The 24,369-nt window shown below is 63.3% G+C and carries 21 protein-coding genes; 13 read left to right on the forward strand and 8 right to left on the reverse strand.

Features of this window, described 5'->3' with window-relative positions; all coding sequences use genetic code 11:
• Nucleotides 1-124 precede the first annotated feature (124 nt).
• Nucleotides 125-613 carry an NAD-dependent epimerase/dehydratase family protein gene (locus JQ627_RS39205; RefSeq protein ID WP_312015815.1) on the forward strand — a complete coding sequence of 163 codons (489 nt, stop codon included), beginning with the start codon at nucleotides 125-127 and terminating at the stop codon, nucleotides 611-613.
• A 225-nt stretch (nucleotides 614-838) separates the two neighbouring features.
• Here the strand turns inward: JQ627_RS39205 and JQ627_RS28205 are convergent, their stop codons facing one another.
• Both JQ627_RS28205 and JQ627_RS28210 read right to left on the reverse strand, forming a co-directional pair.
• On the reverse strand, nucleotides 839-1,858 hold the full coding sequence (locus JQ627_RS28205) for a glycosyltransferase family 4 protein (RefSeq protein WP_212487568.1): 1,020 nt from the start codon (nucleotides 1,856-1,858) through the stop codon (nucleotides 839-841).
• Nucleotides 1,855-2,814 carry a lysylphosphatidylglycerol synthase transmembrane domain-containing protein gene (locus JQ627_RS28210; protein ID WP_212487570.1) on the reverse strand — a complete coding sequence of 320 codons (960 nt, stop codon included), beginning with the start codon at nucleotides 2,812-2,814 and terminating at the stop codon, nucleotides 1,855-1,857. Before JQ627_RS28210 ends, JQ627_RS28205 begins: the two co-directional genes overlap by 4 nt.
• Nucleotides 2,815-3,034: 220 nt before the next feature.
• On the opposite strand from JQ627_RS28210, the gene JQ627_RS28215 reads away from it, so the two are divergent.
• The 8 genes from JQ627_RS28215 to JQ627_RS28250 all read left to right on the forward strand — a co-directional run bounded on the left by JQ627_RS28215 (nucleotide 3,035) and on the right by JQ627_RS28250 (nucleotide 14,146).
• Nucleotides 3,035-4,024, forward strand: a complete 990-nt coding sequence (locus JQ627_RS28215) for an SDR family NAD(P)-dependent oxidoreductase (RefSeq protein ID WP_212487572.1) — start codon at nucleotides 3,035-3,037, stop codon at nucleotides 4,022-4,024.
• A gap of 7 nt (nucleotides 4,025-4,031) precedes the next feature.
• On the forward strand, nucleotides 4,032-5,444 hold the full coding sequence (locus JQ627_RS28220; RefSeq protein ID WP_212487574.1) for a mannose-1-phosphate guanylyltransferase/mannose-6-phosphate isomerase: 1,413 nt from the start codon (nucleotides 4,032-4,034) through the stop codon (nucleotides 5,442-5,444).
• Nucleotides 5,445-5,626: 182 nt separating this feature from the next.
• Nucleotides 5,627-6,631 carry a Gfo/Idh/MocA family protein gene (locus JQ627_RS28225; protein ID WP_212487576.1) on the forward strand — a complete coding sequence of 335 codons (1,005 nt, stop codon included), beginning with the start codon at nucleotides 5,627-5,629 and terminating at the stop codon, nucleotides 6,629-6,631.
• 39 nt (nucleotides 6,632-6,670) lie between these two features.
• A complete protein-coding gene (locus tag JQ627_RS28230; RefSeq protein ID WP_212487578.1) occupies nucleotides 6,671-7,822 on the forward strand; it encodes a DegT/DnrJ/EryC1/StrS aminotransferase family protein in 1,152 nt (383 codons plus the stop codon).
• Between the two features lie 237 nt (nucleotides 7,823-8,059).
• On the forward strand, nucleotides 8,060-9,586 hold the full coding sequence (gene murJ, locus JQ627_RS28235) for a murein biosynthesis integral membrane protein MurJ (protein ID WP_212487580.1): 1,527 nt from the start codon (nucleotides 8,060-8,062) through the stop codon (nucleotides 9,584-9,586).
• A gap of 449 nt (nucleotides 9,587-10,035) precedes the next feature.
• The gene (locus JQ627_RS28240) at nucleotides 10,036-10,953 is read left to right on the forward strand and encodes an NADP-dependent oxidoreductase (RefSeq protein WP_212487581.1); all 918 of its coding nucleotides are present in this window, start codon (nucleotides 10,036-10,038) and stop codon (nucleotides 10,951-10,953) included.
• Nucleotides 10,954-11,257: 304 nt separating this feature from the next.
• Nucleotides 11,258-13,567, forward strand: a complete 2,310-nt coding sequence (locus JQ627_RS28245; RefSeq protein WP_212487583.1) for a xanthine dehydrogenase family protein molybdopterin-binding subunit — start codon at nucleotides 11,258-11,260, stop codon at nucleotides 13,565-13,567.
• A gap of 132 nt (nucleotides 13,568-13,699) precedes the next feature.
• Nucleotides 13,700-14,146 carry a cytochrome c gene (locus JQ627_RS28250; RefSeq protein ID WP_212487585.1) on the forward strand — a complete coding sequence of 149 codons (447 nt, stop codon included), beginning with the start codon at nucleotides 13,700-13,702 and terminating at the stop codon, nucleotides 14,144-14,146.
• Between the two features lie 93 nt (nucleotides 14,147-14,239).
• On the opposite strand, the gene JQ627_RS28255 is transcribed toward JQ627_RS28250, so the two are convergent.
• Complete coding sequence (locus JQ627_RS28255; RefSeq protein WP_212487587.1) at nucleotides 14,240-14,518, reverse strand: hypothetical protein; 279 nt, start codon at nucleotides 14,516-14,518, stop codon at nucleotides 14,240-14,242.
• Between the two features lie 363 nt (nucleotides 14,519-14,881).
• Here JQ627_RS28255 and JQ627_RS28260 point away from each other — a divergent pair, with 363 nt between their 5' ends.
• Nucleotides 14,882-16,165: a cystathionine gamma-synthase family protein gene (locus JQ627_RS28260; RefSeq protein WP_212487588.1), complete on the forward strand. Its 1,284-nt coding sequence runs from the start codon at nucleotides 14,882-14,884 to the stop codon at nucleotides 16,163-16,165.
• Between the two features lie 34 nt (nucleotides 16,166-16,199).
• Here the strand turns inward: JQ627_RS28260 and JQ627_RS28265 are convergent, their stop codons facing one another.
• Nucleotides 16,200-16,472 (reverse strand): DUF1127 domain-containing protein, encoded by a 273-nt coding sequence (locus tag JQ627_RS28265; RefSeq protein ID WP_212487591.1) that lies wholly within the window; start codon nucleotides 16,470-16,472, stop codon nucleotides 16,200-16,202.
• A gap of 170 nt (nucleotides 16,473-16,642) precedes the next feature.
• On the opposite strand from JQ627_RS28265, the gene JQ627_RS28270 reads away from it, so the two are divergent.
• A complete protein-coding gene (locus tag JQ627_RS28270) occupies nucleotides 16,643-18,211 on the forward strand; it encodes a winged helix-turn-helix domain-containing protein (protein ID WP_212487593.1) in 1,569 nt (522 codons plus the stop codon).
• A gap of 102 nt (nucleotides 18,212-18,313) precedes the next feature.
• Here the strand turns inward: JQ627_RS28270 and JQ627_RS28275 are convergent, their stop codons facing one another.
• Entirely contained in the window at nucleotides 18,314-18,730 is a 417-nt protein-coding gene (locus JQ627_RS28275) for a CHRD domain-containing protein (RefSeq protein ID WP_014493929.1), read from the reverse strand.
• A 153-nt stretch (nucleotides 18,731-18,883) separates the two neighbouring features.
• On the opposite strand from JQ627_RS28275, the gene JQ627_RS28280 reads away from it, so the two are divergent.
• Nucleotides 18,884-19,813: a cytochrome c gene (locus tag JQ627_RS28280; RefSeq protein WP_212487595.1), complete on the forward strand. Its 930-nt coding sequence runs from the start codon at nucleotides 18,884-18,886 to the stop codon at nucleotides 19,811-19,813.
• 1 nt (nucleotide 19,814) lies between these two features.
• Here JQ627_RS28280 and JQ627_RS28285 read toward each other — a convergent pair whose 3' ends face one another.
• From JQ627_RS28285 to JQ627_RS28295, 3 genes are all read right to left on the reverse strand, one after another.
• Nucleotides 19,815-21,380 (reverse strand): alpha/beta hydrolase, encoded by a 1,566-nt coding sequence (locus tag JQ627_RS28285; RefSeq protein WP_212487597.1) that lies wholly within the window; start codon nucleotides 21,378-21,380, stop codon nucleotides 19,815-19,817.
• Nucleotides 21,381-21,528: 148 nt separating this feature from the next.
• Nucleotides 21,529-22,560, reverse strand: a complete 1,032-nt coding sequence (locus JQ627_RS28290; RefSeq protein WP_249143449.1) for a neutral zinc metallopeptidase — start codon at nucleotides 22,558-22,560, stop codon at nucleotides 21,529-21,531.
• Nucleotides 22,561-22,937: 377 nt separating this feature from the next.
• Nucleotides 22,938-23,183: an Lrp/AsnC family transcriptional regulator gene (locus JQ627_RS28295; RefSeq protein ID WP_014493934.1), complete on the reverse strand. Its 246-nt coding sequence runs from the start codon at nucleotides 23,181-23,183 to the stop codon at nucleotides 22,938-22,940.
• Nucleotides 23,184-23,412: 229 nt separating this feature from the next.
• Here JQ627_RS28295 and thiD point away from each other — a divergent pair, with 229 nt between their 5' ends.
• A complete protein-coding gene (gene thiD, locus JQ627_RS28300) occupies nucleotides 23,413-24,213 on the forward strand; it encodes a bifunctional hydroxymethylpyrimidine kinase/phosphomethylpyrimidine kinase (protein ID WP_212487599.1) in 801 nt (266 codons plus the stop codon).
• Nucleotides 24,214-24,369: the final 156 nt, after the last annotated feature.

Genomic DNA, 24,369 nt, shown 5'->3' on the forward strand with positions numbered 1-24,369 from the left:
TGCCGTCCGCAGCCCTTAGGGTATCGTATCGACGACGAGGTCGTGATCGAATCGATCGGTCCGATACCGATTGGCGGGCCGCGCTCGAAGGCGTCGACGCGGTGGTCCATCTCGCCGCGCGCGCGTGCATCACAAGCACGAGGAGCACGCGGTCCAGCTGTACCGCAACGTCAACATCGCTGGAACTCTGCACCTCGCGCGCCCGGCGGCGACGGCGGGCGTGCGCCAGTGCATGTTCGTCAGCACCGTTCTCGTGCACGGCCGCAGCAATGAAGGCCGCGCGCCGTTCAGCGAGGAGGACATCCTCACGCCGCGCGGCCTCTACGGCATGTCCAAGGCCGCCGCCGAGGCGGGCTTGAGGACGCTGGCGCGCGACGGCGACATGAAGATCTCGGTGATCAGGCCGCCGCTGGTCTATGGCGCCGGCGCCAAGGGCAGTTTCGCGCTGCTGACGCGTGCGGTGAATCTGGGACTGCCGCTGCCCTTTGGCGCGATCCGCAATCAGCGCGCGTTCCTGGCCGTGCAGAATCTGTCGTCGTTCATCCCGCGCCGGCTGGCTCATCCCGATCCCGCGAGCAATTTCGAGATCTTCCTGGTCGCGGACAGGGAATAGGTCTTGACGCCCGAATTCATCGAGCGCTGGCCAAGGCGGCCGGCAAGAACTCGCGGCTGTTCGGCATGCCGCCGGACCTGCTCTCAACGCTGCTCAGCGTGATGGGCCGGCAGGATAACCATGACAGCCTGATCGGCTCGCTCGAGCTCAACCTCGCCAAGGCAATCGCGACCGGCTGGCAGCCGGCGGTCTCCCTCGACGAGGCCTGCGGCTCGCGCTGTCGGTTCAGGACGCCTGAGGGCGAGCGAAGCGGCGCAGCACGAATGCGCTCGCGACCGCGCCTGCGACGAGCGCGAGCAGCGTGATCGCCGTCGAGCCGGCGTGAACGGTGACGACGGCAAGCACTGCCAGCGCCAGATTGAGCGCGAACACCTCGCCGATCACGCGGCGGACCGAGAACCCGTTGTCGGTGGCGCGCTGGTAGAAGTGCGAGCGGTGCGCCGACCAGAATTGTTCGCGTCGCGCGATGCGCCGAAACAGCGTGATGGTGGAATCCACGAGGTAATAGGCCGGCAGCAGCAGCGCCGCAGCTGGCTGCCCATGCCAGGCGAGCTCCAGCAGGCACCAGCCGAGCAGAAGGCCGATCGGCAGGCTGCCGACATCGCCCAAGAATACCTTTGCGACCGGCTTGTTGAACGGCGCAAAACCGAGCATGGCGCCGCACAGCGCCGTGGCGATCAGCGCGGCCGGCCACGAGAGATCACCGAGCAGTCCCAGCAGCAGCAGCGCCGCGGTGACCGGCACGACTTCCGCAACCGTCATCAGGTCCAGCCCGTCCATGAAGTTGACGAGGTTCACGAACCAGACGCCTGCGAGCAGGATGAGGCCGCGCTCGAGCGGAAGCGGCAGCGCCGGCACGATGCGCGCGGTCTCGGGCGCGGTGAACACGATCGCGCCGACGCAGGCAGCTTGCAGCGCGAGCCGCACCAGCACGGGCAGCGACACGATGTCGTCGGCGAATCCGACCAGCGCGATCACGATCGTTGCAATGACCAGCGCCGGCGGGATCGCAACGTTCGCCCAGGCGGCCCAGGCGGATGCGACCAGCAGCGTGGTGGTGATCACCGCGATGCCGGCGCCCTGCGGGGTCGGGATCCGATGCGAGGACCGCGCATTGGGCCGCGCCAGGGCGTAGCGCTGGAGCAGGGGACGGCTGGTCCAGGTGATGAGGGCCGACATCAGCGCAGCGACCGCGACGGCAAGCAGCGAGGGCATGGCGGCAACAGCATCGATGGCAGGGCTCACTCCGGCACTCCGAGCGGCGCCGACCCTTGCGCGGCCTTCTCCGCGCTGAGGATCCAGACCAGGCCGCCGATCGCGCCGACGATGAAGAGCACGGCGCCGAACAGCAGCGAGACGTTGACGCCTTCATTGGCGGAAAGCCCGGCGAAACCGAAGGCCAGGCCCATCGTCGCCTCGCGCACGCCCCAGCCGGCGATCGAGATCGGCATCAGGGTGATCAGCATGATCGGCGGAATGAGGAGGAATGTCTGACCGAAGCTGACCGGCGCGGCGATCGACTGCACCACGCACCACGCAATGACGACGGCGAGCACGTGAACCAGGAGCGACAGGATCGCGACGATCGGTCCGCGCTTGGCGTTGAAGATCACGCGATTGGCGATCACGGCGCAGGCGTGGATGTGATGGGTGGCCCACCAGGTCTTCAGCCACGACCATTTCAGCGCGCCGAAGATCAGGAAACCGAGCCCGCCTGCGAGCGCCGCGAGGTCGACGAACAACAGCGCCGAGCGTCCGTGCGGATCGGTGATGAGCTCGTAGCTCCAGGGCAGGCTCGCGACGACGACGATCGCCAGCGCGACGAGGCCGATCGCGCGGTCGACGAAGATCGAGTAGGTGGCCGCGCGCCATCCGGCGCCGGCGCGCGCGACCAGCCACAACCGGACCGCATCGCCGCCGATCGCAGACGGCAGCGTCTGGTTGAAGAACGCGCCGATCACGTTGTAGCGCATGGCGCGGCCGAGCTCGAGCGGCGCGCCGCATTCGGCGCTGATCTCGCGCCAGCGCAACACGCCGACGAAGATTTGCAGGAACGTGACCGCGATCGCCATGGCGATCCAGAACAGGCTGGTCGCGGTGAGGCGCGAAAGCAGCTCGGACAGATCGACCTTGCGCAGCGCCAGGTAGAGCAGCGCTCCGGAAATCAGGATTTTGGCCGTCGAAAGCAGGATTCGGCGCATCTCGCCCGCATGAACAGGGTTTGCGAAGATTTGAGGCAACCCGACGCGAGCGCCGAATTCGGCCGCTTTGGTATGGTTTTGGCGCCGATCTTGCAATAGCGGTGATCAAGAGAGGTAATGAACAGCGGCGGAGCTATTGCGACCCCCTCGATACCGCGGCTAAAGAGGCGCCGCGGGACCGGCTTGGGCATCCCGTGGGAACACATCGCTTGGGAACAGGATGACGGATCAGGCGATTTTGGTCACGGGAGCCGCCGGGTTCATCGGCTTTCACGTCGCCCGGCAGCTTCTGGCCGAGGGCCGGCCCGTGGTCGGACTTGACAATCTCAACAGCTATTACGATCCGGCGCTGAAACAGGCACGCTTGGCGCTGCTTCGGAACGATTCCCGCTTCGCCTTCGTCGAGGCGGATCTTGCCGACCGCGAGACTATCGCGGCACTGTTTGCGCGACACCGATTTGCCAAAGTCGTGCATCTCGCGGCGCAGGCGGGCGTGCGCTACTCGATCGACCATCCGCACGCTTACGCCGATTCCAATCTGGCGGGCTTTCTCAACGTGCTGGAGGGCTGCCGCAACAATTCTTGTCGTCATCTCGTCTACGCCTCGTCATCCTCCGTTTATGGCGCCAACACTAAACTGCCATTTGCCGTGCAGGACCGGACCGATCATCCCGTGAGCTTCTATGCCGCGACCAAGAAGGCGAACGAATTGATGGCGCAGTCCTACAGCCATCTCTACCGCCTGCCGGTCACGGGCCTGCGCTTCTTCACCATCTACGGCCCGTGGGGACGGCCGGACATGGCCCTGTTTCTGTTTGTGAACGCCATCGTGGCCGGCAAACCGATCCGGCTCTTTAACCATGGCAAAATGCGCCGCGACTTCACCTATATTGACGACGTCACCCGTGTAGTGTCCAAGCTCATCGATCGGGTGCCCGCGGATGACCCGGCTGCCGCAAATGCGCCGTCTAAGGTCTACAATGTCGGCAACCACCGTCCGGAAGAGCTGATGCATGTCGTCGGACTTCTGGAGCGGGAGCTGGATCGGACGGCGATCAAAGAATTGCTGCCGATGCAGCCGGGAGACGTTTTGGAAACGTTCGCGGATGTCGAGGATCTGATGCGCGACACCGGCTTTGCACCGTCAACGCCGATCGCGCACGGGGTTCGTAATTTTGTCACCTGGTATCGGGACTACTTCAAGGTTTGAAATGACGATGGACAAACGCATTATCCCCCTGATCATGTGCGGCGGTGCCGGCACGCGGCTTTGGCCGGCTTCGCGCGAGGTGCGCCCCAAGCAGTTCCTGCCGCTGTTCGGCACGCGCTCGACCTTCCAGGACACGCTGCTGCGTGTCTCCGACGCTTCGCTGTTCGATCGTCCGATCGTCATCACCAATGCATCCTATCGCTTCATGGTGCTGGAGCAGCTCGCCGAGATCGGCATCGAGGCCGACGTCATCCTCGAGCCGATGCGCCGCGATTCCGGCCCCGCGATCGCCGCGGGCGCGGTGTTCGCGCAGAACCGCTCCAGTGAGGCGATCGTGCTCGCGCTCGCCGCCGACCACGTGGTGCAGGACAGCGCCGCCTTCGTGGCCGCCTGCCGCGAAGGCCTCACCGCCGCGAGCGCCGGACGCATCGTCACCTTCGGCGTCAAGCCGGAGCGGCCGGCGACCGAATACGGCTATATCAGCCCGGGGGAAGTGATCTCCGGCGAGGTGCACGCGGTCGCGCGCTTCGTCGAGAAGCCTGATGCCGTGAAGGCGGCCGACTACGTCAATTCGGGCTATCTCTGGAACAGCGGCAACTTCATGTTCCCGGCGAGCGTCCTGCTCGACGAGTACCGCAAGGTCGACGCGGCGAGCGTGGAGACGATTTCCAATGCTGTCACCAATGCCGGCCGCGACCTCGGCTTCGTGACGCTGGAGCCCGAGGCGTTCGGCGCGGCGAAGGCGATCTCGATCGACTACGCGGTGATGGAGAAGACCTCGCGCGCCGCGGTCGTGCCGGTGTCCTGCGGCTGGTCCGACGTCGGCTCCTGGCGCGCCGTGTGGGAATTGTCCGACAAGGACACGCAAGGCAACTCGGCACATGGCACCGCTGTGTTCGAGGATTCGCGCAACTGCAACGTCACGACGGATCATGCGCTGGTCGCGCTCGAAGGCGTCGACGATCTCGTCGTGGTCGCGACCGCGGATGCAGTGCTGGTGTCGCGCCAGAAGGATGCCAACGGCCTGAAGCGCCTGGTGACCAAGCTCAAGGCGGTCGCGCCGAAGGTCACCGAGGAGCATCTCAAGGTGCACCGGCCCTGGGGCAGCTACCAGTCCGTCGACAATGGCGAGCGCCATCAGGTCAAGCGCATCGTGGTCAAGCCGGGCGGGCGGCTGTCGCTCCAGAAGCACCATCATCGCGCCGAGCACTGGATTGTCGTTCGCGGCGCCGCCCGGGTGACCGTCAACGAGACCGTGAAGACGGTGCACGAGAACGAGTCCATCTACATCCCGATGGGCGCGGTGCACCGAATGGAGAACCCCGGTAAAATCATGCTGGAACTCATCGAGGTCCAGACTGGAAGCTATCTCGGGGAAGACGACATCATCCGGATTGAAGACGACTATCAAAGGTCGTAACCAGCAACCTCTGAATCACGCGACCCGGGCCGAAAAGGCGGTCTCTTTTCCGGTTAAGGCCCGGGGAACGTGTAACTTTTTGAATCAAATCGTGTCCGGACCGTCAGGTCGGCATTCGCCACAAATGTGGCGCCCGTGCTAGAAGCGGCCCGGGGATTTGCGTTGAATCGAGGTTTGCTCAGATGAGTTCCAAAGGGTTTGCACCGGCAAAGGCCGGCTTGCGCGTTGGCGTCATTGGCGCGGGCGTGATGGGCAGCAACCACGCGCGCGTGCTTAGCGGTCTTCCGGGCGTCAGCCTCGTCGGTGTGGTCGATCCGTCGCCCGCGCACCTGGCGCGGACCATCGAGCTTGCCAGCTGCCAGGGTTTCGAGACGCTCGACCAGCTCTTCGCCGAAGGCGTCGACGCCGTCACCATCGCCGCGCCGACCCACCTTCATCACGAGGTCGCGCTCGCCTGCATCGCCAAGAACATCCACGTTCTGGTGGAAAAGCCGATCGCGTCCACGGTTGAAGAGGGCCGCGAGATCGTCGCCGCCGCGCAAAAGGCCGGCGTGACGCTGATGATCGGTCATGTCGAGCGCTTCAATCCGGCGGTCGCCGCCGTCAAGCAGGCGATCGCAGGCGAAGACATCCTCTCCATCGCGATCACCCGCGTCGGCCCGTTCCCGCCGCGCATGTCCAATGTCGGCGTCGTCATCGACCTCGCCGTGCACGACATCGATTTGATCCGCTGGTTCACCGAATCCGACATCGTCGAAGTGCAGCCGCAATTGTCGAGCGCGGTCGCCGAGCGCGAGGACATCGCGCTCTTGCAGTTCCGCACCGCCAACGGCGTGCTCGCGCACATCAACACCAACTGGCTGACGCCGTTCAAGGCGCGCAGCGTCACGGTCGCGACCCGCGGCAAATACGTGATGGGCGATCTGCTCACGCGCCAGGTCACCGAATGCTTCGGCTTCAAGCCGGACGGCAGCTATTCGATGCGGCATCTGCCGGTCGGCCATGATGAGCCGCTCCGCGCCGAGCTGATCGCGTTCCTGCAGGCCGTCCGCAACGGCGAGACGCCGGCGGTCACCGGCGACGAGGGCGTCGCCAGCCTCGAGATCGCCACGCGGTGCCTGGAAACGCCGTCGCGGCCCGCGGCCAAGGCACCCGCCCGCACAGGCCCGCGCCGCGTCGCCGGCTGATCCCTTTCCATGTCGACTTCTCAAACTTCGCAAGGCGCCATGAACCAGCATCTGCGTTCCGAACCCATTCCCTTCATCGACGTCGCCTCGCAGCGGCGCCGGCTCGGCGACTCGCTCGATGCAGCGGTCAAGCGCGTCCTCGACCACTGCCAGTTCGTCAACGGCCCCGAGGTCGTCGAGCTCGAGAAGCAGCTCGCGGCCTATAGCGGCGCCAAGCACGTCATCGGCTGCGCCAGCGGCACCGATGCCATTCTGATGGTCATGATGGCGAAGAATGTCGGCCCCGGCGATGCCGTGCTGTGCCCGTCCTTCACCTTCATCGCAACCGCATCGCCGGTGGCGCGGACCGGCGCGACGCCTGTTTACGTCGATGTCGATGAAGCCACTTTCAACATGAGCCCGGAGTCGCTGAAGCGCGGCATCGCGACCGCCCGCAAGGCCGGCCTCAAGCCGGTCGCGGTGATTCCGGTCGATCTGTTCGGCCAGCCCGCCGATCACGATTCCATCGCCGAGATCGCCAAGGCCGAAGGCCTGTTCGTGCTCGACGACGCCGCACAGGGCTTTGGCGCAAGCTACAAGGGCCGCAAGCTCGGCACCCTCGGGCTCGCCACCGCGACCAGCTTCTTCCCGGCAAAGCCGCTCGGCTGCTTCGGCGACGGCGGCGCAATCTTCACCGATGACGATGAGCTTGCCGCGACGCTGCGCAGCATCCGCGTGCACGGGCAGGGCGTCGACAAATACGACAACGTCCGCCTCGGCCTGACCGGCCGGCTCGACACCATGCAGGCCGCGATCCTGATCGAGAAGCTGAAGATCTTCGACGACGAGATCGTCGCCCGCAACAAGGTCGCGGAGCGCTACGCGCGTGGCCTGTCCAATGTTGTGACTGTGCCGCGCCTCGCACCGGGCAACACCTCGGTCTGGGCGCAGTACACCATCCGTCTTCCGGAGGGCACCGACCGCGAGGGCTTTGCCGCCGCGTTGAAGGCCCAGGGGGTGCCGACCGCGATCTATTACGGCAAGTCGATGCACCAGCAGACCGCCTACAAGCAGTATCCGGTGGCCGACGGCGGCCTGCCGGGCTGTGAGAGCTTGTCGCAGGACGTCATCAGCCTGCCGATGCACGCCTACCTGACCGAAGCCGACCAGGAACGAATCATCGCCGCCGTGCGCGGCGCGATCGCGGGCTGATTTCGCCGTTTTACTGCGCTGGTCGTCATGCCCGGGCTTGTCCCGGGCATCCACGTTCTTTGTGTGCGCGGCAAGGCGTGGATGGCCGGGACAAGCCCGGCCATGACGCTGTGGAGACTGTCGGCACGTCTAGCGCACACCTTGTGTGCGATTACCCTGCCCGCAAGCAGGGGAGGGAGCAAACCTTCCTTGCGGCTAGCACCTAGACCTAATCTCGCCATGCTCTAAAACAGACGCATGCTCGGACGCATCTTCACGGTCGGTGGTTACACCCTGCTCTCGCGGCTGACGGGATTTGCCCGCGACATCATGCTCGCGGCGATCCTGGGCGCCGGCCCCGTGGCCGACGCCTTTTTCGTGGCGCTGCGGCTTCCCAATCATTTCCGCGCGATCTTCGCCGAGGGCGCCTTCAACGCCGCCTGGGTGCCGGCCTATGCCCATGTCCATGGCGAGCGCGGGGAGGGGGCGGCAAAACTGTTCGCCGACCGCATCTTCACGCTGCTGCTGGCCTCGCAAGTTCTGCTGCTGATCGTCGCATGGCTGTTCATGCCGCAGGCCATGAGCATTTTGGCGCCGGGCTTTTCCGAGGATGCCGAGCAGCGCAAGCTCGCGATCGAACTGACCCGGATCACCTTTCCCTATCTGCTGCTGATCACGCTGGTGACGCTCTATGGCGGCATGCTCAACGTGATGCAGCGCTTTGCCAGCGCCGCCGCCGCGTCGATCTTCCTCAACGTCTCCATGATGATGACGCTGGCGCTGGCCGCATGGTTTCCCAGCGCAGGCCACGCCGCGGCGTGGGGCGTCCTGATTTCGGGCTTCCTGCAATATTTCCTGCTGGCGGGCGATCTCGCCCGCCATGGCGGCCTGCCGCGCTTTGCACCGCTCAAGCTCGACGAAGACGTGCGCGGCTTCTTCAAGGCGCTCGGTCCGGCGACGCTGGGCTCGATGGGCACGCAGGTGGCGATGTTCGCCGACACGATCATTGCGACCTTCCTGCCCGCCGGCGCGCTGTCGGCGCTCTATTATGCCGACCGGCTGTATCAGCTGCCGATCGGCGTGATCGGCATCGCGATCGGCACGGTGTTGCTGCCCGAGATGTCGCGGCGGATCACGGCCAACGACCAAGACGGGGCGATGAAAGCGCAGCGCCGGGCGTTCGACTTCACGCTGCTGTTCTCGGTGCCCTTCGTCGCGGCCTTCATCACGGTTCCCGACGCAATCATGCGCGCATTGTTTGCCCACGGCGCCTTCTCGAGGGCGGACGCGGCCGCCGCCGGTGCAACGCTCGCGGCCTATGCGATTGCCTTGATACCGGCTGTGCTGATCCGCAGTGCGGTCGCAACCTTCTACGCGCGCAAGGATACGGCGACGCCGGTCCGCGCGTCGCTGACCGGCATCGCCGTCAACGTCGCGCTGAAGTTCGCGTTGATGGGGACGCTTGCCCAGATCGGCCTTGCGCTTGCGACCGCCGTCGGGATCTGGACCAATCTGCTGCTGGTCCTCTTCTTTGCCGTGCGGCGAGGCTTTCTCGTGCTGGACCGCGCCTGGCTGATGTCGCTCGCCAAATTCCTGCTGACCGGAGTCATTATGGCGGCCGCCTTCTGGCTGATCGCGCACTTTAGCGCTTCGTCTCTGGCTTCGGTGCGCTTCCACGACGAACTGACACTGGCCTTGTTGGCTGTCGGAGGCACGATCGTCTACGCGCTCGCGATCCTCATCCTGTTCGGCCGCCGCTGGCTGGTCTCGCTGGTGCGCGGCTAGACGCGTCCCAAGAGATTAGTCATGTCTGCTCTGCCCACGAAAGGCGAGCCCGCTGTAGACGTCAGTGCGCTTTGGCTAAGGGCTAGCAGTCGACCTTAGCGAGACATCACGAGGCAGTCTCAGTTGGAGAGCCGGAAGCGCGGCAGCAACTTGCCAAGCCCGGTTTTGCGATTCTCGTCGGCTCGCGTTCTCAACGCCGACATCACGGCATCGGCTGGTACAGTCAAAATCGTCAACCTTGGTACTTTTTTATAGCAATGCGCAACGCATCTACTCGCTACGACCATGGATCGGAGCGAGCCCGATCCATGGGGCTTAGCGGAAGTCCCGGTCAGTATCGCTGACACGGAGACAGGAGTTCCACGCTGCCTGGCATTTTGTGGAAAGCCGGCTGGTGCGCGCTTCCTCACATTTCCATCGAAGAGACAAATGACCAAGGAGAAAATTCCATGAAGGCGATCGTTGTGACGGAGCAAGCCGCGGGAACGGCCGGCATGAAGCTGATGCACCGGCCCGAGCCGCAGGCAGCGATAAACGATGTCGTCGTCCAGGTTCATGCGTCGAGATTTATCCCGACTGAGCTTGCGTGGCCCTCGAGCTGGGCCGATCGCCTTGATCGCGACCGAACGCCGTCGATCCCTGGCCACGAACTGGCCGGACTGGTCTCCGCCCTTGGATATGGAACGACGGGGCTGTCGGTGGGACAACGGGTGTTCGGCCTCGCGGACTGGTATCGCGACGGCGCGCTGGCCGAGTACGTGGCAATCGAGGCGCGCAACCTTGCGCCGCTTCCGGGCGACGTCGACTTTACCGTCGGTGCGAGCCTGCCGATCTCGGGCCTCACCGCGTGGCAAGGGCTGTTCCAGCACGGTCGCCTTCAGGCGGGGCAGAGCGTGCTGGCACACGGGGCGGCCGGCGCAGTCGGGTCCATGGTGACGCAACTCGCACGAGCGGCCGGAGCCTACGTCATTGGTACCGGACGTGCCGCCGATCGTCAGACAGTGCTCGACCTCGGGGCGAAGGAGTTCGTCGACCTCGACAACGACGCGCTGGAGGACATCGGTGAAGTCGATCTGGTGTTCGATATCATCGGTGGTGACATCCAGAAGCGATCCGCAGGACTCATTCGAGCCGGGGGAACACTGGTGTCCATCGTCGGGCCGGCGGAGGCGCGGCCTTCCAACGGGCTGGCCATCGACTTCGTCGTCGAGGCTGATCGTGCCCAACTGAGTGAGATCGTCCAGCGGGTGCGGGATGGACGACTGCGGACAAACATCGGCAACGTCTCGACCCTCGACGATGCCGTCGCCGCCTTAAATCCGACCGAGCGACGTAAGGGGAATACGATTATCCGCGTTCGTCCCTGAACGACGCACGTCCGTTGATTCGCGCAGCCGGCCGGCTCGTCCCGATCGGCCGGCTGTTGAGAATGTCCGAGCGGGTCAATGGCCGCCCTCTCAAAGCGGCGCAAAAACATCCGCTTTGCTGCCATCGGCTGACGCTGGACGGCGCGATCAATATGCTTGATGTGGGCCGCAGGGGGAGCGCGCCGAGGACGCCCGCCGGGTCGGGAGCGATCTTTCACTGACAATGCCCGTCTAAACCCGTTTGCCTTGCCACTTTTTCCACGGCAATATGGTCCGCAAAACAACCATAGGACGGGACAAGACCATGGCGGCTCCCATCAAGTTCGGCGTTGGCCAAAGCGTGCTGCGCAAGGAGGATGACGCGCTCATCCGCGGCAAGGGCCGCTATACCGACGATTACGCGCCGCAGGCTGCTCTGCGCTGCCTGATGCTGCGCTCGCCGCACGCGCATGCCAAATTCACCATCGATGCGAGCCGCGCCCGCGGGCTCCCCGGCGTCGCGCTGATCCTGACCGGCGATGATGTCAAAGACCTCGGCAATTTGCCCTGCCTGTTCAATCTCGAGACCGATCCGTTCACCGGCCCGCCTTACCCGATCCTCGCCAGGGACGAGGTGCGGCATGTCGGCGATTCCATCGCCTTCGTCGTCGCCGACACCATCGACCAGGCCCGCGACGCGATCGAGGCGATCGACGTCAAATGGAGCCCGCTGCCGGCGGTGACCGGCGTCGTCAACGCCGTGAAGAAGGGCGCGCCGCAGGTCTGGCCCGACAAGGCCGGCAACGTGCTGTTCGACGTCTCGATCGGCGACAAGGCCGCGACTGAAGTGGCCTTTGCCAAGGCGCATGCGGTGGCCGAGATCGCCATCGTCAATCCGCGCGTGGTCGCGAGCTTCATGGAGGCGCGCGCGGCGGTCTGCGAATACGACGCAAAGCGCGATCATCTGACGCTGACGGTCGGCAGCCAGGGCAGCCATCGCCTGCGCGACATCCTGTGCCAGAACGTGCTCAATATCCCCACCGACAAGATGCGGGTGATCTGCCCCGACGTCGGCGGCGGTTTCGGCACAAAGCTGTTTCCGTACCGCGAATACGCCCTGATGGCGGTCGCTGCGCGGCAGCTGAAGAAGGCGGTGAAATGGGCGGCCGACCGCACCGAGCACTTCATGGGCGATGCGCAGGGCCGCGACAACGTCACCACCGCGAAGATGGCGCTGGCCGAGGATGGCAAATTCCTCGCGATGGATTGCGACCTGATGGGCGACATGGGCGCGTATCTGTCGACCTTCGGGCCCTACATTCCGCATGGTGGCGCCGGCATGCTGCCGGGCCTCTATGACATCCAGGCCTTCCACTGCCGGGTGCGCACCATCTTCACCAACAGCGTGCCGGTCGATGCCTATCGCGGTGCGGGGCGGCCCGAGGCCGCTTACGTCATCGAACGCCTCGTGGACGCGTGCGCGCGAAAACTCGACATGACGCCGGACGCCATCCGCCGCAAGAACTTCATTCCGCCGAAGGCGCTGCCTTACAAGACGGCCACGGGCAAGGTCTATGATTCCGGCGACTTCGCCGCGCATCTCAAGCGCGCGATGGAGATCGGCGAGTGGAAGGAGTTTGGAAAGCGCGCCAAGGCGGCCAAGAAGAATGGTCTGATCCGCGGCATTGGGCTAGCGAGCTATGTCGAGATCTGCGGCGTGATGGGCGAGGAGACCGCCAATGTGCGGCTCGATCCCAGCGGCGACGTCACCGTTCTGATCGGCACACAGTCGAGCGGGCAGGGCCACCAAACGGCCTATGCACAGATCGTTGCCGAACAGTTCGGTCTGCCTCCGGAGCGCGTGCACGTGCGCCAGGGCGACACCGACGAGATCGCCACGGGGCTCGGCACCGGCGGCTCGGCCTCGATCCCGTCAGGCGGCGTCAGCGTCGAGCGCGCAACGCGCGAGCTTGGGCAGAAGCTGAAGGAGATCGCGGCGCAGGCGCTGGAAGCCAGTGCCGGCGACCTCGAACTCTCCGACGGCGTCGTGCGGATTGCCGGCACCGACCGTTCGATGTCGTTCGCCGATCTCGCCAAGCGCGGGAGCGCCGATCCATCGAAGCTCAACGGCAGCGCGACCTTTGCCAGCGCCGACGGCACCTATCCGAACGGCACGCATCTGGCGGAGGTCGAGATCGACCCGGCGACCGGCATCATCAAGATCGTCAACTACGTGATCGTCGACGATTTCGGCAAGACGCTCAATCCGCTGCTTCTGGCGGGCCAGGTGCATGGCGGCGCCATGCAGGGCATCGGCCAGGCGCTGATGGAGCAGGTGGTCTATGGCCCCGGTGACGGCCAGCTCATCACCGCGACCTTCATGGACTACGCGCTGCCGCGCGCGGCGGACGGCCCGGCCTTCGTGTTCGAGACCAGCAACGTTCCCTGCACGACCAATCCGCTGGGCGTGAAGGGGGCAGGCGAGGCCGGCGCGATCGGCTCCTGTCCAGCCGTCGTCAACGCCATCGTCGACGGGCTCTGGCGCGAATACAAGATCGACCACATCGACATGCCGGCGACGCCGGAGCGGGTGTGGATCGCCATCAACGAGCACCACCGCCGTCACAGCCTGTAATTTCAAGCATCAACCAAATAATCCAAAGTGCGACGATTTATCGTCGCGCTTTGGATGGAATGAAATCTGCCAAACGGTGTTGGCCCAGTGTGGGGTCAGCACGATCCTGTCTCAGCGAAAGGGATTTTGCGAATGAAACGAGTTTTGGTTGTCGGGGGCGCGCTTCTGCTCGGCATGGGCGCGGTTTGGGCGCAGCAGGACTCCGTCAAGGAAGTCCAGACCCTCATGAAGGGCAACGGCAAGAACGCCGGCGCGGTCGCCGCGATAGTCAAGGGCGAGAAGCCCTACGATCAGGCCACGGTGGACAGCGCGCTGGCGCAGTTCGCGGACACCGCCAAGAAGCTGCCGAACCTGTTTCCGGCGAGCGCAAAGGGCGTGAAGCCCGAGGGCGATTACAGCGCCTCGCCGAAGATCTGGGAGGACAGGGCCAGCTTCGACGCCAGGATCGCGAGCTTCGCCAAGGTCGTCGGCGAGGCCAAGGGCAAGATCAAGGATCTGGATACGCTCAAGGCGAATTTTCCCGCGGTCGGCAAGGAATGCGGCGGCTGCCACGAGACCTTTCGCGTGAAGAACGGCTGACGCGGAGCCGGCAAAAAGGCGGGGGCGGATGCGCGCAGCATCCGCCCCCTTTTGCCTTGTGTGCAGGCGCCTCGCTTGACCCGTACGCCTCGCTCAGCCGGCTCCCGAAGCTTTGCGAGCGGCGGGCCGGTGGGTCTCTTTTTCGAGTAACCACCCCAAAGCCTTCGCTGGGTTCGACCAGCGCAGCTCATCGATCTGTTCGGCGAGCGCCAGCGCATGAACGGTCAGCACCTCAATGTCCTGAGGATTGGCGTCAGCCTCTTCCAGCACGTGTATGCACCGGTTGATCGCTGCCAGATCGAGCTGAAGTTGCTCGACACTGGAGTGGTGATGTTTGGCCCCCACGACTTTCCATGCTCTCCTTGCGCGCACTTTTTTCTCCCCATACGCGGTCACGCCTTCGTGAGTGCTGTTTGTGGCGGCAACACGAAAATGGATGGACGGAATCGGGGATGTTTGCGGGCGGCCCGTCAAAGGTAGGGCCGCAGCTGGGGAGGCTCGGACGATTGCGTGGAGGCGCCTCGGTTACCGAGACATCGCCTCGTCGAACCACACCAAAGGCAAAATTTGTCTGCGAGGCCTGGCTGATCGCTGTCAGGGCGCCACGTATGAGCTTATCTTCAACCGCAGCCGCTGCGACGTTGACGAGTCGGATGCAGGCGCATCCGAGTCCTGTGCTTCGATCGCGGAGTCCAACACGCGGCGAGGATCTGAATCAAAACAGCGAGACAGGCCATGGTCAAACCGTTCCCGTCGAAGACGCACATCGGCAACCACATGCTGCATCCGGAAACGCTGATGCTGACCTATGGCTATGATCCGCAATTGTCGGAAGGCGCCATCAAGCCGCCGGTTTTCCTGACCTCCACCTTCGTGTTCAAGACGGCCGATGACGGGCAGGACTTCTTCGATTTCGTGGCGGGCCGGCGTGAGCCGCCGGAAGGGATGGGCGCGGGGCTGGTCTATTCGCGCTTCAACCATCCCAACAGCGAAATCGTCGAGGACAGGCTCGCGATCTACGAGCGCACCGAGAGCTGCGCGCTGTTCTCGTCCGGCATGGCGGCCATTGCAACCACGATCCTGGCGTTCGTCCGCCCCGGCGACGTCATTCTGCACTCGCAGCCGCTCTATGGCGGGACGGAAACCCTGCTGACGAACACGCTTGCGCGTCTGTCGATCGGCGCCGTCGGCTTCGCCGATGGCGTTGATGAAGCGGCCGTCAACCAGGCCTCGGAGGAGGCCATGCGCAAGGGTCGGGTTTCGATGATTCTGATCGAAACCCCGGCCAACCCGACCAACGGGCTGGTCGACATCGCAATGATGCGCCGTGTTGCCGACGCCATCGGAAAGGCCCAGGGACATATTCCAATCATCGCCTGCGACAATACGCTGCTCGGACCGGTGTTTCAGCGGCCGATCGAACATGGTGCGGACATTTCCCTGTACTCGCTCACGAAATATGTCGGCGGTCATTCGGACCTGATCGCGGGTGCCGCGCTCGGCGCGAAGCCGATCGTGAAGGGCATCAAAGCGCTCCGGGGCGCCATCGGCACCCAGCTCGATCCGCATTCCTGCTGGATGATCAACCGGTCGCTCGAAACGCTGAGCCTGCGCATGGAGAAGGCTGACAGCAACGCGCGCCTCGTCGCGGACTATTTGCGCGACCACCCCAAGGTGGACAAGGTCCACTACCTCGGCCATCTCGAGCAGGCCTCGCCGGCCGGAATTGTGTTTGCGCGGCAATGCGTAGGGGCGGGCTCCACCTTCTCGTTCGACATCGTCGGCGGCAAGGAAGCGGCGGTGAAATTTCTCAACGCACTGCAAATCCTTAAGCTGGCGGTGAGTCTTGGTGGAACGGAGTCGCTTGCGAGCCTGCCTGCAACCATGACTCATTCCGGCGTTCCCGCCGACATCCGCCGGAAAATCGGGGTCCTCGATTCCACGATCCGGCTGTCGATCGGCATCGAAAACCCGTCGGACCTGATCGCCGATCTCGCGCAGGCGCTGAACGCGGCCTGAAGGCGCAGGCCCGACATTGCCGGAGCGTGCCCAGTCAACGCAATGAGGTCGGCCGTGCCGCCCCGCGCGAATGGCGCACGATGTTTCGTGGGTCGAGATCGCAGTTGGAGGCAACGTAGTCGATCTCGCCGCGCGTCGTGCCGATGTCCATCAGCTCCCGGTCACTCAAGCCGGACAACGTGCCGCGCAATCTCCGGCGATCGCGACGTGCCTGAAGGACATCCCAGCACTTCCGGATCAGGCTGTGGACATGCCGGATCGATACGGACGCCCGTTCCGGCCACATTGTACCTTGGATCATGGTCATGGCAGTGCCTCCGGAGGGTGTTTTTCACCCCGAGAAGGTGCCCGAAGACCGACGCGCGTGCTTGACCGGCAGCTTACATTTTCCCTACCGACAGCTTATTCTTGCGACGTCCAGCGGGCCAAAACGCCCACCCGGGTCGCCCCGGAGGGCTCATCCAAGGGATTCGCATCTTGCGCTATCTCTTTGAGGAGTATGCATTCGACGCCAGTCGGCGAGAGTTGCATCGCGGAGCGGATCGGATCTCCGTTGCGCCGCAGGTGTTCGATCTCCTCGATTACCTGATCCGCAACCGGGAGCGCGTCGTAGGCAAGGATGAACTCATCGATGCCGTTTGGCAGGGGCGCTGCGTGTCCGATGCTGCGCTGACGACCCGCCTCAACAGTGCGCGATGCGCGATCGGGGATTCCGGCGAAGCGCAGCGGCTGATCAGAACACTGCCGCGCAGAGGTTTCCGCTTCGTGGGGCAGGTCCGGGAAACGCTTGCCGCCGAGGGCGCAGCAGTCGCCGACGGCGGCGCCGGGACGCCGAAACCCGCTCTCTCGCTTCCCGACAAACCCTCGATCGCGGTCCTTCCGTTCGCCAACCTGTGCCCGGATCCGGAGCAGGACTATTTTGCCGACGGTATGGTCGAGGACATCATTGCGGGACTGTCGCGTTCGAAGTCTCTCTTCGTCATCGCGCGACATTCGACTCTGGCCTACAAGGGCAGGGCGATCGACGTCAAACAGATCGGTCAGGAGCTGGGCGTTCGCTACGTGCTCGAAGGCAGTGTGCGCAAGGCCGGCAATCGAGTCCGGATCGCCGGTCAGTTGATCGACGCGGCGACCGGCCTGCATCTCTGGACGGACCGGTTTGACAGTGAGATCGAGGATATTTTCGACTTGCAGGATCGGCTGACGAGCAGCGTCATCGGCGCAATCTCCCCGCGACTGGAGCGCGCCGAAATCGAGCGCGCCCAACGCAAGCCCACCGACAACCTGCAGGCCTACGACTATTATCTCCGGGCGTTCGCCGCCTTCTTCAGATTCACGGAGGAGGCAAGCATCGAGGCGATGGAGCTCGCAAAGACGGCCCGCGGCATCGATCCGGAATTTGCACGCGCATATGCGCTCGGCGCCCGTTGCCATGTCCTGAGGAACGTTTTCGACTGGGTCACTGATGCGGCCCACGAATGCAGTGAAGCCCAGCGGCTGGCGAGGCGGGCGGTCGAGCTTGACCCGAATGATCCGTCGGTGCTTGCGATGGCCGGACACGCGCTCTCACAGGTGGCGGGCGAGGTCGAGGAAGGCGATGCTCTTCTCGTGCGCGCGATAAAGCTGGATCCCAATCTCGTTGTCGCACGTCATTGGAACGGTTGGAGCCAACTTTGGCTTGGTCGTGGTGACGCCGCGATCGAGCAATTCGGCACCGCATTGCGTTTGAACCCGCTTCATCCGCATGGGAGCGCCAACGCCCAGACGGGCTTGGCTTACGCGCATTTTCTTGCTGACCGTCATGATGACGCCCTGGCTTGCGCGGCAGCCGCCATCAGGCTGATACCGATCTTTCCGCCTGCGCAATTCATCCTGGCGGCATGCCATGCGGCGTCGAACCAGGTTGAGCAAGCTCGGCGGATTTGCGACCGTGCGATGCAATTATTTCCCAACAAGCGTATCGATGCGTACACGTGGCGATACCGCCGACGGGAAGATGTCGAAAAGCTGACGCAAGCGCTCCGGGTTGCCGGCATGCCGGAATGAGCCTGCGTGGTCACCTCGCGGCGTGCGGAATCGAAAAGGCCGGACGCTCCCTCTCTGCGTCCGGCCTTCGCGTACGAAGCAGCCTTGAGGCTTACTTCGTCACTACTTCGTCACCTGGCCGCGGATTTCACCGCCCGGATTGGCCGCGGTGTGAATGTTGACGTAGAGCTTGCCGGCGAGCAGATCGGCGGCCTGGGCGTCGGTCAGCGTCGCCGAGCCCTCGACCGGGCTCGAGGTCGCGTTCGGGATTGCGACCGCGACGCCGGCGTTCTTGCCGGCCTCGGCCGGCCCGTGGAAGTGGGCGGCCGTTGCCGGGCCGGACAGACCGGAATAGGTGACCTTCCAGGACAGCTTCTTGCTGGCGGCGTCATAGTCCAGATCGGCGGTTCCGGTGCCGCTGGTGGTGGTGGCGGGCACCTCGGACTTGCCGTCGAGCGTTGCTTTCAGCTTTTCGGCGCCGGCGGGGGCTGCAAAAGCTGCGGCGCCCAGCGCGACCATGGCGATAACGGTCTTGTTCATGACATTCTCCCTGAGACCTCGTTGGCCTGCCAAACTTCCAACATTGGCCGTTTCAGTTTATTCCCGTTGCCGGCCGGGGCGGGCTAAATTCTTCGTGGCTGGAGCTGCGTCGACATCGGTCATAAGTTCGCGGCAAGCAATGAATGGATCTACATGTTGCAACGAACAATTCTCGTGGCGCTGCTTGCGGCGGTCACGGCTGCCGGCGTCTATTGGTGGCTCAGCGCGCCGGTGGTGGCGGCCGGTGCCGCCACCACGCCTGCCCATGTCCCCAATCTCGCCAATGGCGAGGTGATGTTCAACGCCGGCGGATGCGCGTCATGCCATGCCGTCCCCGACCAGCCGGATCGCACCAGGCTCGGCGGCGGCGTCGCCATCAAGTCGCCGTTCGGAACGTTCTACGCGCCGAACATCTCCTCCGATCCGACCTACGGCATCGGCAAATGGACCGACGCCGATTTCGTCAACGCGGTCATGCACGGGGTCTCGCCGGACGGACAGCATTATTTCCCGGCCTTTCCCTACACGTCCTATCAGCGCGCCAGGCGCGAGGACGTGCTCGACCTCTTTGCCTATCTGAAGACGCTGCCGCCCGTTGCAGGCAAGGTGCGGGACCACGACGTGCGCTTTCCGTTCGACATCCGGCGCAACATCGGCATCTGGAAATTCCTGTTTATGGACGGAAAGCCCTTCGTCGCCGACGGCACGAAGTCGCCGCAATGGAATCGCGGCGCCTATCTCGTCAACAGTTTCGGCCATTGCGCCGAATGCCATAGCCCGCGCAACGCGCTTGGCGGCATCATCACCGGAGAACGCTTTGCCGGCGGGCCCAATCCGGAAGGCGAGGGCTGGGTGCCCAACATCACACAGAAGCGTCTCGGCGAATGGAGCGCGAAGGATATTGCCTATTTCCTCAAGACCGGCGAATTGCCCGACGGCGACAGTGTCGGCGGCGCGATGACGCGCGTGATCAAGAACACTTCGCAATTGCCGGACGAGGATCTCGCGGCGATAGCGGATTACATCAAATCGCTGCCGCCGGTGGACGGGCCGCCGCGGCCGAAACGCAAGGAAGCCAGCTAGTCTAGGGTATGTAGCGGAAGTACGCGGCTTTTTGGGGAGGCTCAGGGAAGCCCCTGATTTCAATCAGCCGTGGTGGAGGTTTGCCTTCCATCAGTAGTATCGCAAGATCGTTGAGCACATTTCGTGTGGTGGCGAACGTGTTATGATTTAGTCCGAACAGTTCATCTCCAATCAGACTGACATCAATCGTCCAAAGTCCAGGCAAAACAACTGGCCCGGCGTCAGGTACATCTCCTGCGCGCGGGATACCTCCGGCAATACGCTTCGATAGCTGCAAGGCCTTGTCGTTCTTGGATGCGTAAAGTGTAAGCCCCTTAGTGACCTTTGCGACGCCGGAAATGTCTTGAACAAACATGTCTCGGTCCACATCGGGGGCGACCATAATCAACTGCGCGATAGCCGTGGGCGATCGTGTCGCGGCGCTATTTGATAGGGCCTCAACTGCGATCAAGTTCCCCATACTGTGAGCTATCACATCGATGTTGTCATATCCGGCCTTGTAAAGATCGTCGATCACGCGAAGAAAGGCCGTGCGCGAACCTAACGCGCTTTCCTTGTCATAGAGATAGTCCGCGATATCCCCGCGAGACGGCCATGAGAATAAGATTGTGGTGCCTCTGAACTGAAGATCCCAAGTTATCTGCGCTGCCCGGAAGACGGCGTCGCGGAATTTGGTGTTGAAGCCATGGACGAACACGAGAGCCTTTTTCTTCTTCGTCGACGCTAGCGTTCTTATCCATTTCGCTTCGTCTGTTTTCTCGATGCTGCGAATTGTAAACTGCTTCGTTGGGTCAAGTGTGTCTCTTCTCAATTGAAATCCGAAGAGCTTAAGGCTCGGGGGCAATTCTATGTTTCCGATGTGGTGTCCTTCAGGCACCCGGACGCGAACGATCCCGACACTCAGGTCAGGGTTGCGCTCGCCTGTGTAGCCGCTGACAGCAGTCCAGCCGTTCAAGCTGTAGACAGGAGGTCCATCGCTTGTGAATGGGGGCTGGGGATGGCCTTCGACATCGGGGGGAGTGTCCGACTGTTTGCGGTTCGTTGCATAGAAAAACTCAACAATACGTGTGTCGATTCCGGAGTCTTGAATCGCGCCGCCTTGGATATTTGGGTCTATTTTTATGCCGCCGGGTTTAATCGTTGGCCTGATCGGGGCTGCTGTCACATCAAAAGGCGTGCGCCATGGCTCGTCATCTGCCAGCGTGACGGGCCTAAACCTCTCGATAGAAATCCATTGAACTGAGTTGGAATCAGTGAGGAACTTCCAGTAACTCTCATACTGTGTGTTCTGAATCAGAAAAGTCACGCTATTTGCTTCGCGCTCGCGCTCCGATGCCGATAGGCAGCCTCGTAGCCGGTCCGAAAAGCGAGCGTATCTCCCAACGAAATTTTTGGCAGCTTCCGGCTGAACAATTGCCGGCATTCGCTCCGGGGCCTTCCGCGAAAACGCTTCGCAAATTTGAAGAACGTCTCGCTCGGCGACGATCGGTTGCGCGTAGCTGCTCCCGAAGCTCGTTGCGAAAGCAATTGACCAAACAGCCAGGTATTTTAACCAATGCTGGGGCATGGCAATCCCCTCAGAATGAAAATGCAGGAGACCGAGCAGGCGTTCGTCGCGGAGTTTCTCTTCGTCCAGTGGTGGCTCCCCAGCGGCCCCGCTCGGTAGTAGCAGTCGTCGTCGGACATCGGCTGTTGAGAGTTGGGAAGGTCGGGCCTCATTGCCGCGCTCCAGCAAAGGTGTTGCAGCTCTTCACCAATCCAGTTGCGTAACCGACATCGAACCAATGATGGCGCTGCGCAGCGCTGCCATGAGTGAACGAGTCAGGCACTACGTACCCCAAGGCACCTTTCTGCAGGGTGTCGTTGCCTAGTGCTTCCGTCGTTCGAATTGCCGCTGCTATGTCGCTCGCGTTGATCTTCGCTTTCTCTTTGATTTTACGCGCCCAAATGCCGGCGAGACAATCGGCCTGCAACTCGAGAAGAACTTGCAACCGGTTTCTCTCCGCCTCCGTTTCCATGCTCCCTTGAAGCTCGCGCACTTTTGGCATAATTCCCAGCAAGTTCTGAACGTGGTGTCCGATTTCGTGGGCTATCACATAGGCCTGGGGAAGTTGACAGTCGGCGCCGCTCGAATCGCAGGCGTGAAGTTCAGTCTGCATCTCTTGGAAGAACGAAAGGTCGAGGTAGACCTTCTGATCGCCAGGACAATAGAATGGTCCCATGATTTTCTCGGCTAATCCGCAGGCTGCGTAGGTGGCGCTTGTGTACAGGACGAGACGGGGTGGCCGATAAGTCAGGCGATCGGATGCGAAGATCGCCTGCCAGACCTCCTCCGTGCTGCCCAGAACTCGCGAAACGAAGAGATACATCTTGTCGCGCGGTGCACCGGTCTGGTCGCCCGACTTCGCCGGAAGCTCAGCGTAAAGCCACTCGGCTTGCGCGTCATCGCTACTCGTTGTTGCCGTGAGTCCTTCACCGAGGCGAGCCCGCATGAAGCTGCCAACCTCGATCTGTTCAGTTTGAGCCACGCCATGACGTTGGAGCGGCTGGACGGTTGTTGGCTCGTGATAGCCGACCGTCATTTCCGTCGGAGGATTAAAGACAACTGAACCCGGACCAATCTTGTCGACTTGGTTACGGAGGATGGCAGCGGGGTCTATCGGTGCTGGGCGAACTGCCCACGCTAAGCCGCCTGTGCAAAGCACCCAGACAGCAACTGCTATCGAAACAAGCGGTCCTTTGGGCATTGCCGGCCCCTGACGCTCACGATCCGTGCGAAAAGAGCATTCCAGGGTTGTATGTTCAATGAAATTTCTCACACTTTGCGCGCGGCAAAAGTGCACGCGATCGGGCCGCCGAATTGTTCCTCCGCGGACCTAAGCGCGTGGGTTACGAAGCAAAGGCCCCAACCACTTGGAGACTATCCGTCTTTTGACTGGACATTGGCGCGATGTCGACGCGGCCGTCATCGATGAAGCGCGTTGAGCCTTGCAAGGGCGAGAGGGGGGCGAGCGCTGGAGGATGATGCGATGGTCAAAATCCGAAGAACTCACTTTGAGCACAATTGGTCCGCTGCGCTGTCTCGGAAGCGGACTTCCCATCCGGCCCTCTGTGAGTGCACGCCCTAGCTCGCCCCAAACGCCTTGAAGGTGATGATGGTGAGGGTGTCCTGGATGCCCGGCAGCACCTGCACCTTCTCGTTGATGAAGTGGCCGATGTCGGTGTCCTTGTCGACGTAGAACTTCACCAGCAAATCGTAATGGCCGGCCGTGGAGTAGATCTCGGAGGCGATCTCGGCTTCGGCAAGCGCGTTGGCGACCGTGTAGGACTGGCCGAGCTTGCATTTGATCTGGACGAAAAAAGGAACCATTGCAGTCACTCCGAAGCATATCTGGCGGCTAGAGCCATTTCCGTTCCGATGAAATCGGAACGGGACTCTAGATTCTAGTTTTGACGCGTTTTCTTCAGCGAACCGGTATCCACTTCGCTCGAAAACGCTCTAATAGGCCAAAACCGGCCGGATTTAGCAAGCGAACTTGCGGCCCGCCGGGGTGCGCGCTAGGACGGGCGATGGCCTCAAAAACGCGGAAAATCGCCCCATGACGACGCCCGTGGCGCTCACCATCGCCGGCTCCGATTCGAGCGGCGGCGCCGGCATCCAGGCTGACCTCAAGACCTTTGCCGCGCTCGGCGTCTATGGCGCCTCCGCCATCACGGCCCTGACCGCGCAGAACACGCGCGGCGTCACCGGCATCCACGCGGTGCCAGCCGAATTCGTCACCGCGCAGATCGATGCCGTGTTTTCCGATCTCGAGGTCGGTGCGGTGAAGATCGGCATGGTGGCGCAGGCCGCCAGCATCGATGCGATCGCGGCCGCGCTGTCGCGCTGGAAGCCTGGGCACATCGTGCTCGACCCCGTGATGGTGGCAACCTCAGGCGACCGGCTGCTTGCCTCGGAGGCGGTCGATGCCCTGCGCAAGAAACTGATGCCGCTGGCGTCGGTGATTACGCCGAATTTGCCCGAGGCCGCGGCTCTGCTCGACGAGCCCGTTGCGGCGAGCGAGGCGGAGATCGAAAACCAGGGGCGCCGCCTGCTGGCGCTCGGCTGCGGCGCGGTCCTGATCAAGGGCGGGCACGGCGAGGGTGCCGAGAGCACGGACTACCTCGTCGATTCGGAAAAGACGATCGCACTGGCCGCGCCGCGCGTCGCGACCCGCAACACCCATGGCACCGGCTGCTCGCTGTCCTCGGCCGTCGCGGCAGGGCTCGCCAAGGGCGAGACGCTGGAGCTGGCTGTGCGCAACGCCAAGGCCTGGATCAGCGCGGCGATTGCGGCCGCCGACCGCTTCAGCGTCGGCCACGGCCACGGGCCGATCCATCATTTCCACAAGTTTTACTGACGCCGGCTTCGCGCGGCGCGGCCGATCCCGCTGTTAACCAATGAAGCCAGCGGTTCCGCGTCTTTGCGGAGGCCGCTGCGGCGCCATGTCGCCTGATTGTCGCATGCGACTGATATTCGCGGGGAGGGCGAGGCAAGGTCTGATTCGTATCTGAGG

Origin of the sequence: Bradyrhizobium liaoningense, assembly GCF_018130785.1 — a bacterium.
In the GTDB taxonomy this organism is placed as follows: domain Bacteria; phylum Pseudomonadota; class Alphaproteobacteria; order Rhizobiales; family Xanthobacteraceae; genus Bradyrhizobium; species Bradyrhizobium liaoningense_A.

Bases quoted from the DNA above. Each gene is read 5' to 3' on its own strand.
- JQ627_RS28210 (WP_212487570.1), bottom strand. From the start codon at position 2,814: ATGCGCCGAATCCTGCTTTCGACGGCCAAAATCCTGATTTCCGGAGCG.
- JQ627_RS28215 (WP_212487572.1), top strand. From the start codon at position 3,035: ATGACGGATCAGGCGATTTTGGTCACGGGAGCCGCCGGGTTCATCGGC.
- JQ627_RS28220 (WP_212487574.1), top strand. From the start codon at position 4,032: ATGGACAAACGCATTATCCCCCTGATCATGTGCGGCGGTGCCGGCACG.
- JQ627_RS28225 (WP_212487576.1), top strand. From the start codon at position 5,627: ATGAGTTCCAAAGGGTTTGCACCGGCAAAGGCCGGCTTGCGCGTTGGC.
- JQ627_RS28230 (WP_212487578.1), top strand. From the start codon at position 6,671: ATGAACCAGCATCTGCGTTCCGAACCCATTCCCTTCATCGACGTCGCC.
- murJ (WP_212487580.1), top strand. From the start codon at position 8,060: ATGCTCGGACGCATCTTCACGGTCGGTGGTTACACCCTGCTCTCGCGG.
- JQ627_RS28240 (WP_212487581.1), top strand. From the start codon at position 10,036: ATGAAGGCGATCGTTGTGACGGAGCAAGCCGCGGGAACGGCCGGCATG.
- JQ627_RS28245 (WP_212487583.1), top strand. From the start codon at position 11,258: ATGGCGGCTCCCATCAAGTTCGGCGTTGGCCAAAGCGTGCTGCGCAAG.
- JQ627_RS28250 (WP_212487585.1), top strand. From the start codon at position 13,700: ATGAAACGAGTTTTGGTTGTCGGGGGCGCGCTTCTGCTCGGCATGGGC.
- JQ627_RS28260 (WP_212487588.1), top strand. From the start codon at position 14,882: ATGGTCAAACCGTTCCCGTCGAAGACGCACATCGGCAACCACATGCTG.
- JQ627_RS28265 (WP_212487591.1), bottom strand. From the start codon at position 16,472: ATGACCATGATCCAAGGTACAATGTGGCCGGAACGGGCGTCCGTATCG.
- JQ627_RS28275 (WP_014493929.1), bottom strand. From the start codon at position 18,730: ATGAACAAGACCGTTATCGCCATGGTCGCGCTGGGCGCCGCAGCTTTT.
- JQ627_RS28280 (WP_212487595.1), top strand. From the start codon at position 18,884: ATGTTGCAACGAACAATTCTCGTGGCGCTGCTTGCGGCGGTCACGGCT.
- JQ627_RS28285 (WP_212487597.1), bottom strand. From the start codon at position 21,380: ATGCCCCAGCATTGGTTAAAATACCTGGCTGTTTGGTCAATTGCTTTC.
- JQ627_RS28290 (WP_249143449.1), bottom strand. From the start codon at position 22,560: ATGCCCAAAGGACCGCTTGTTTCGATAGCAGTTGCTGTCTGGGTGCTT.
- JQ627_RS28295 (WP_014493934.1), bottom strand. From the start codon at position 23,183: ATGGTTCCTTTTTTCGTCCAGATCAAATGCAAGCTCGGCCAGTCCTAC.
- thiD (WP_212487599.1), top strand. From the start codon at position 23,413: ATGACGACGCCCGTGGCGCTCACCATCGCCGGCTCCGATTCGAGCGGC.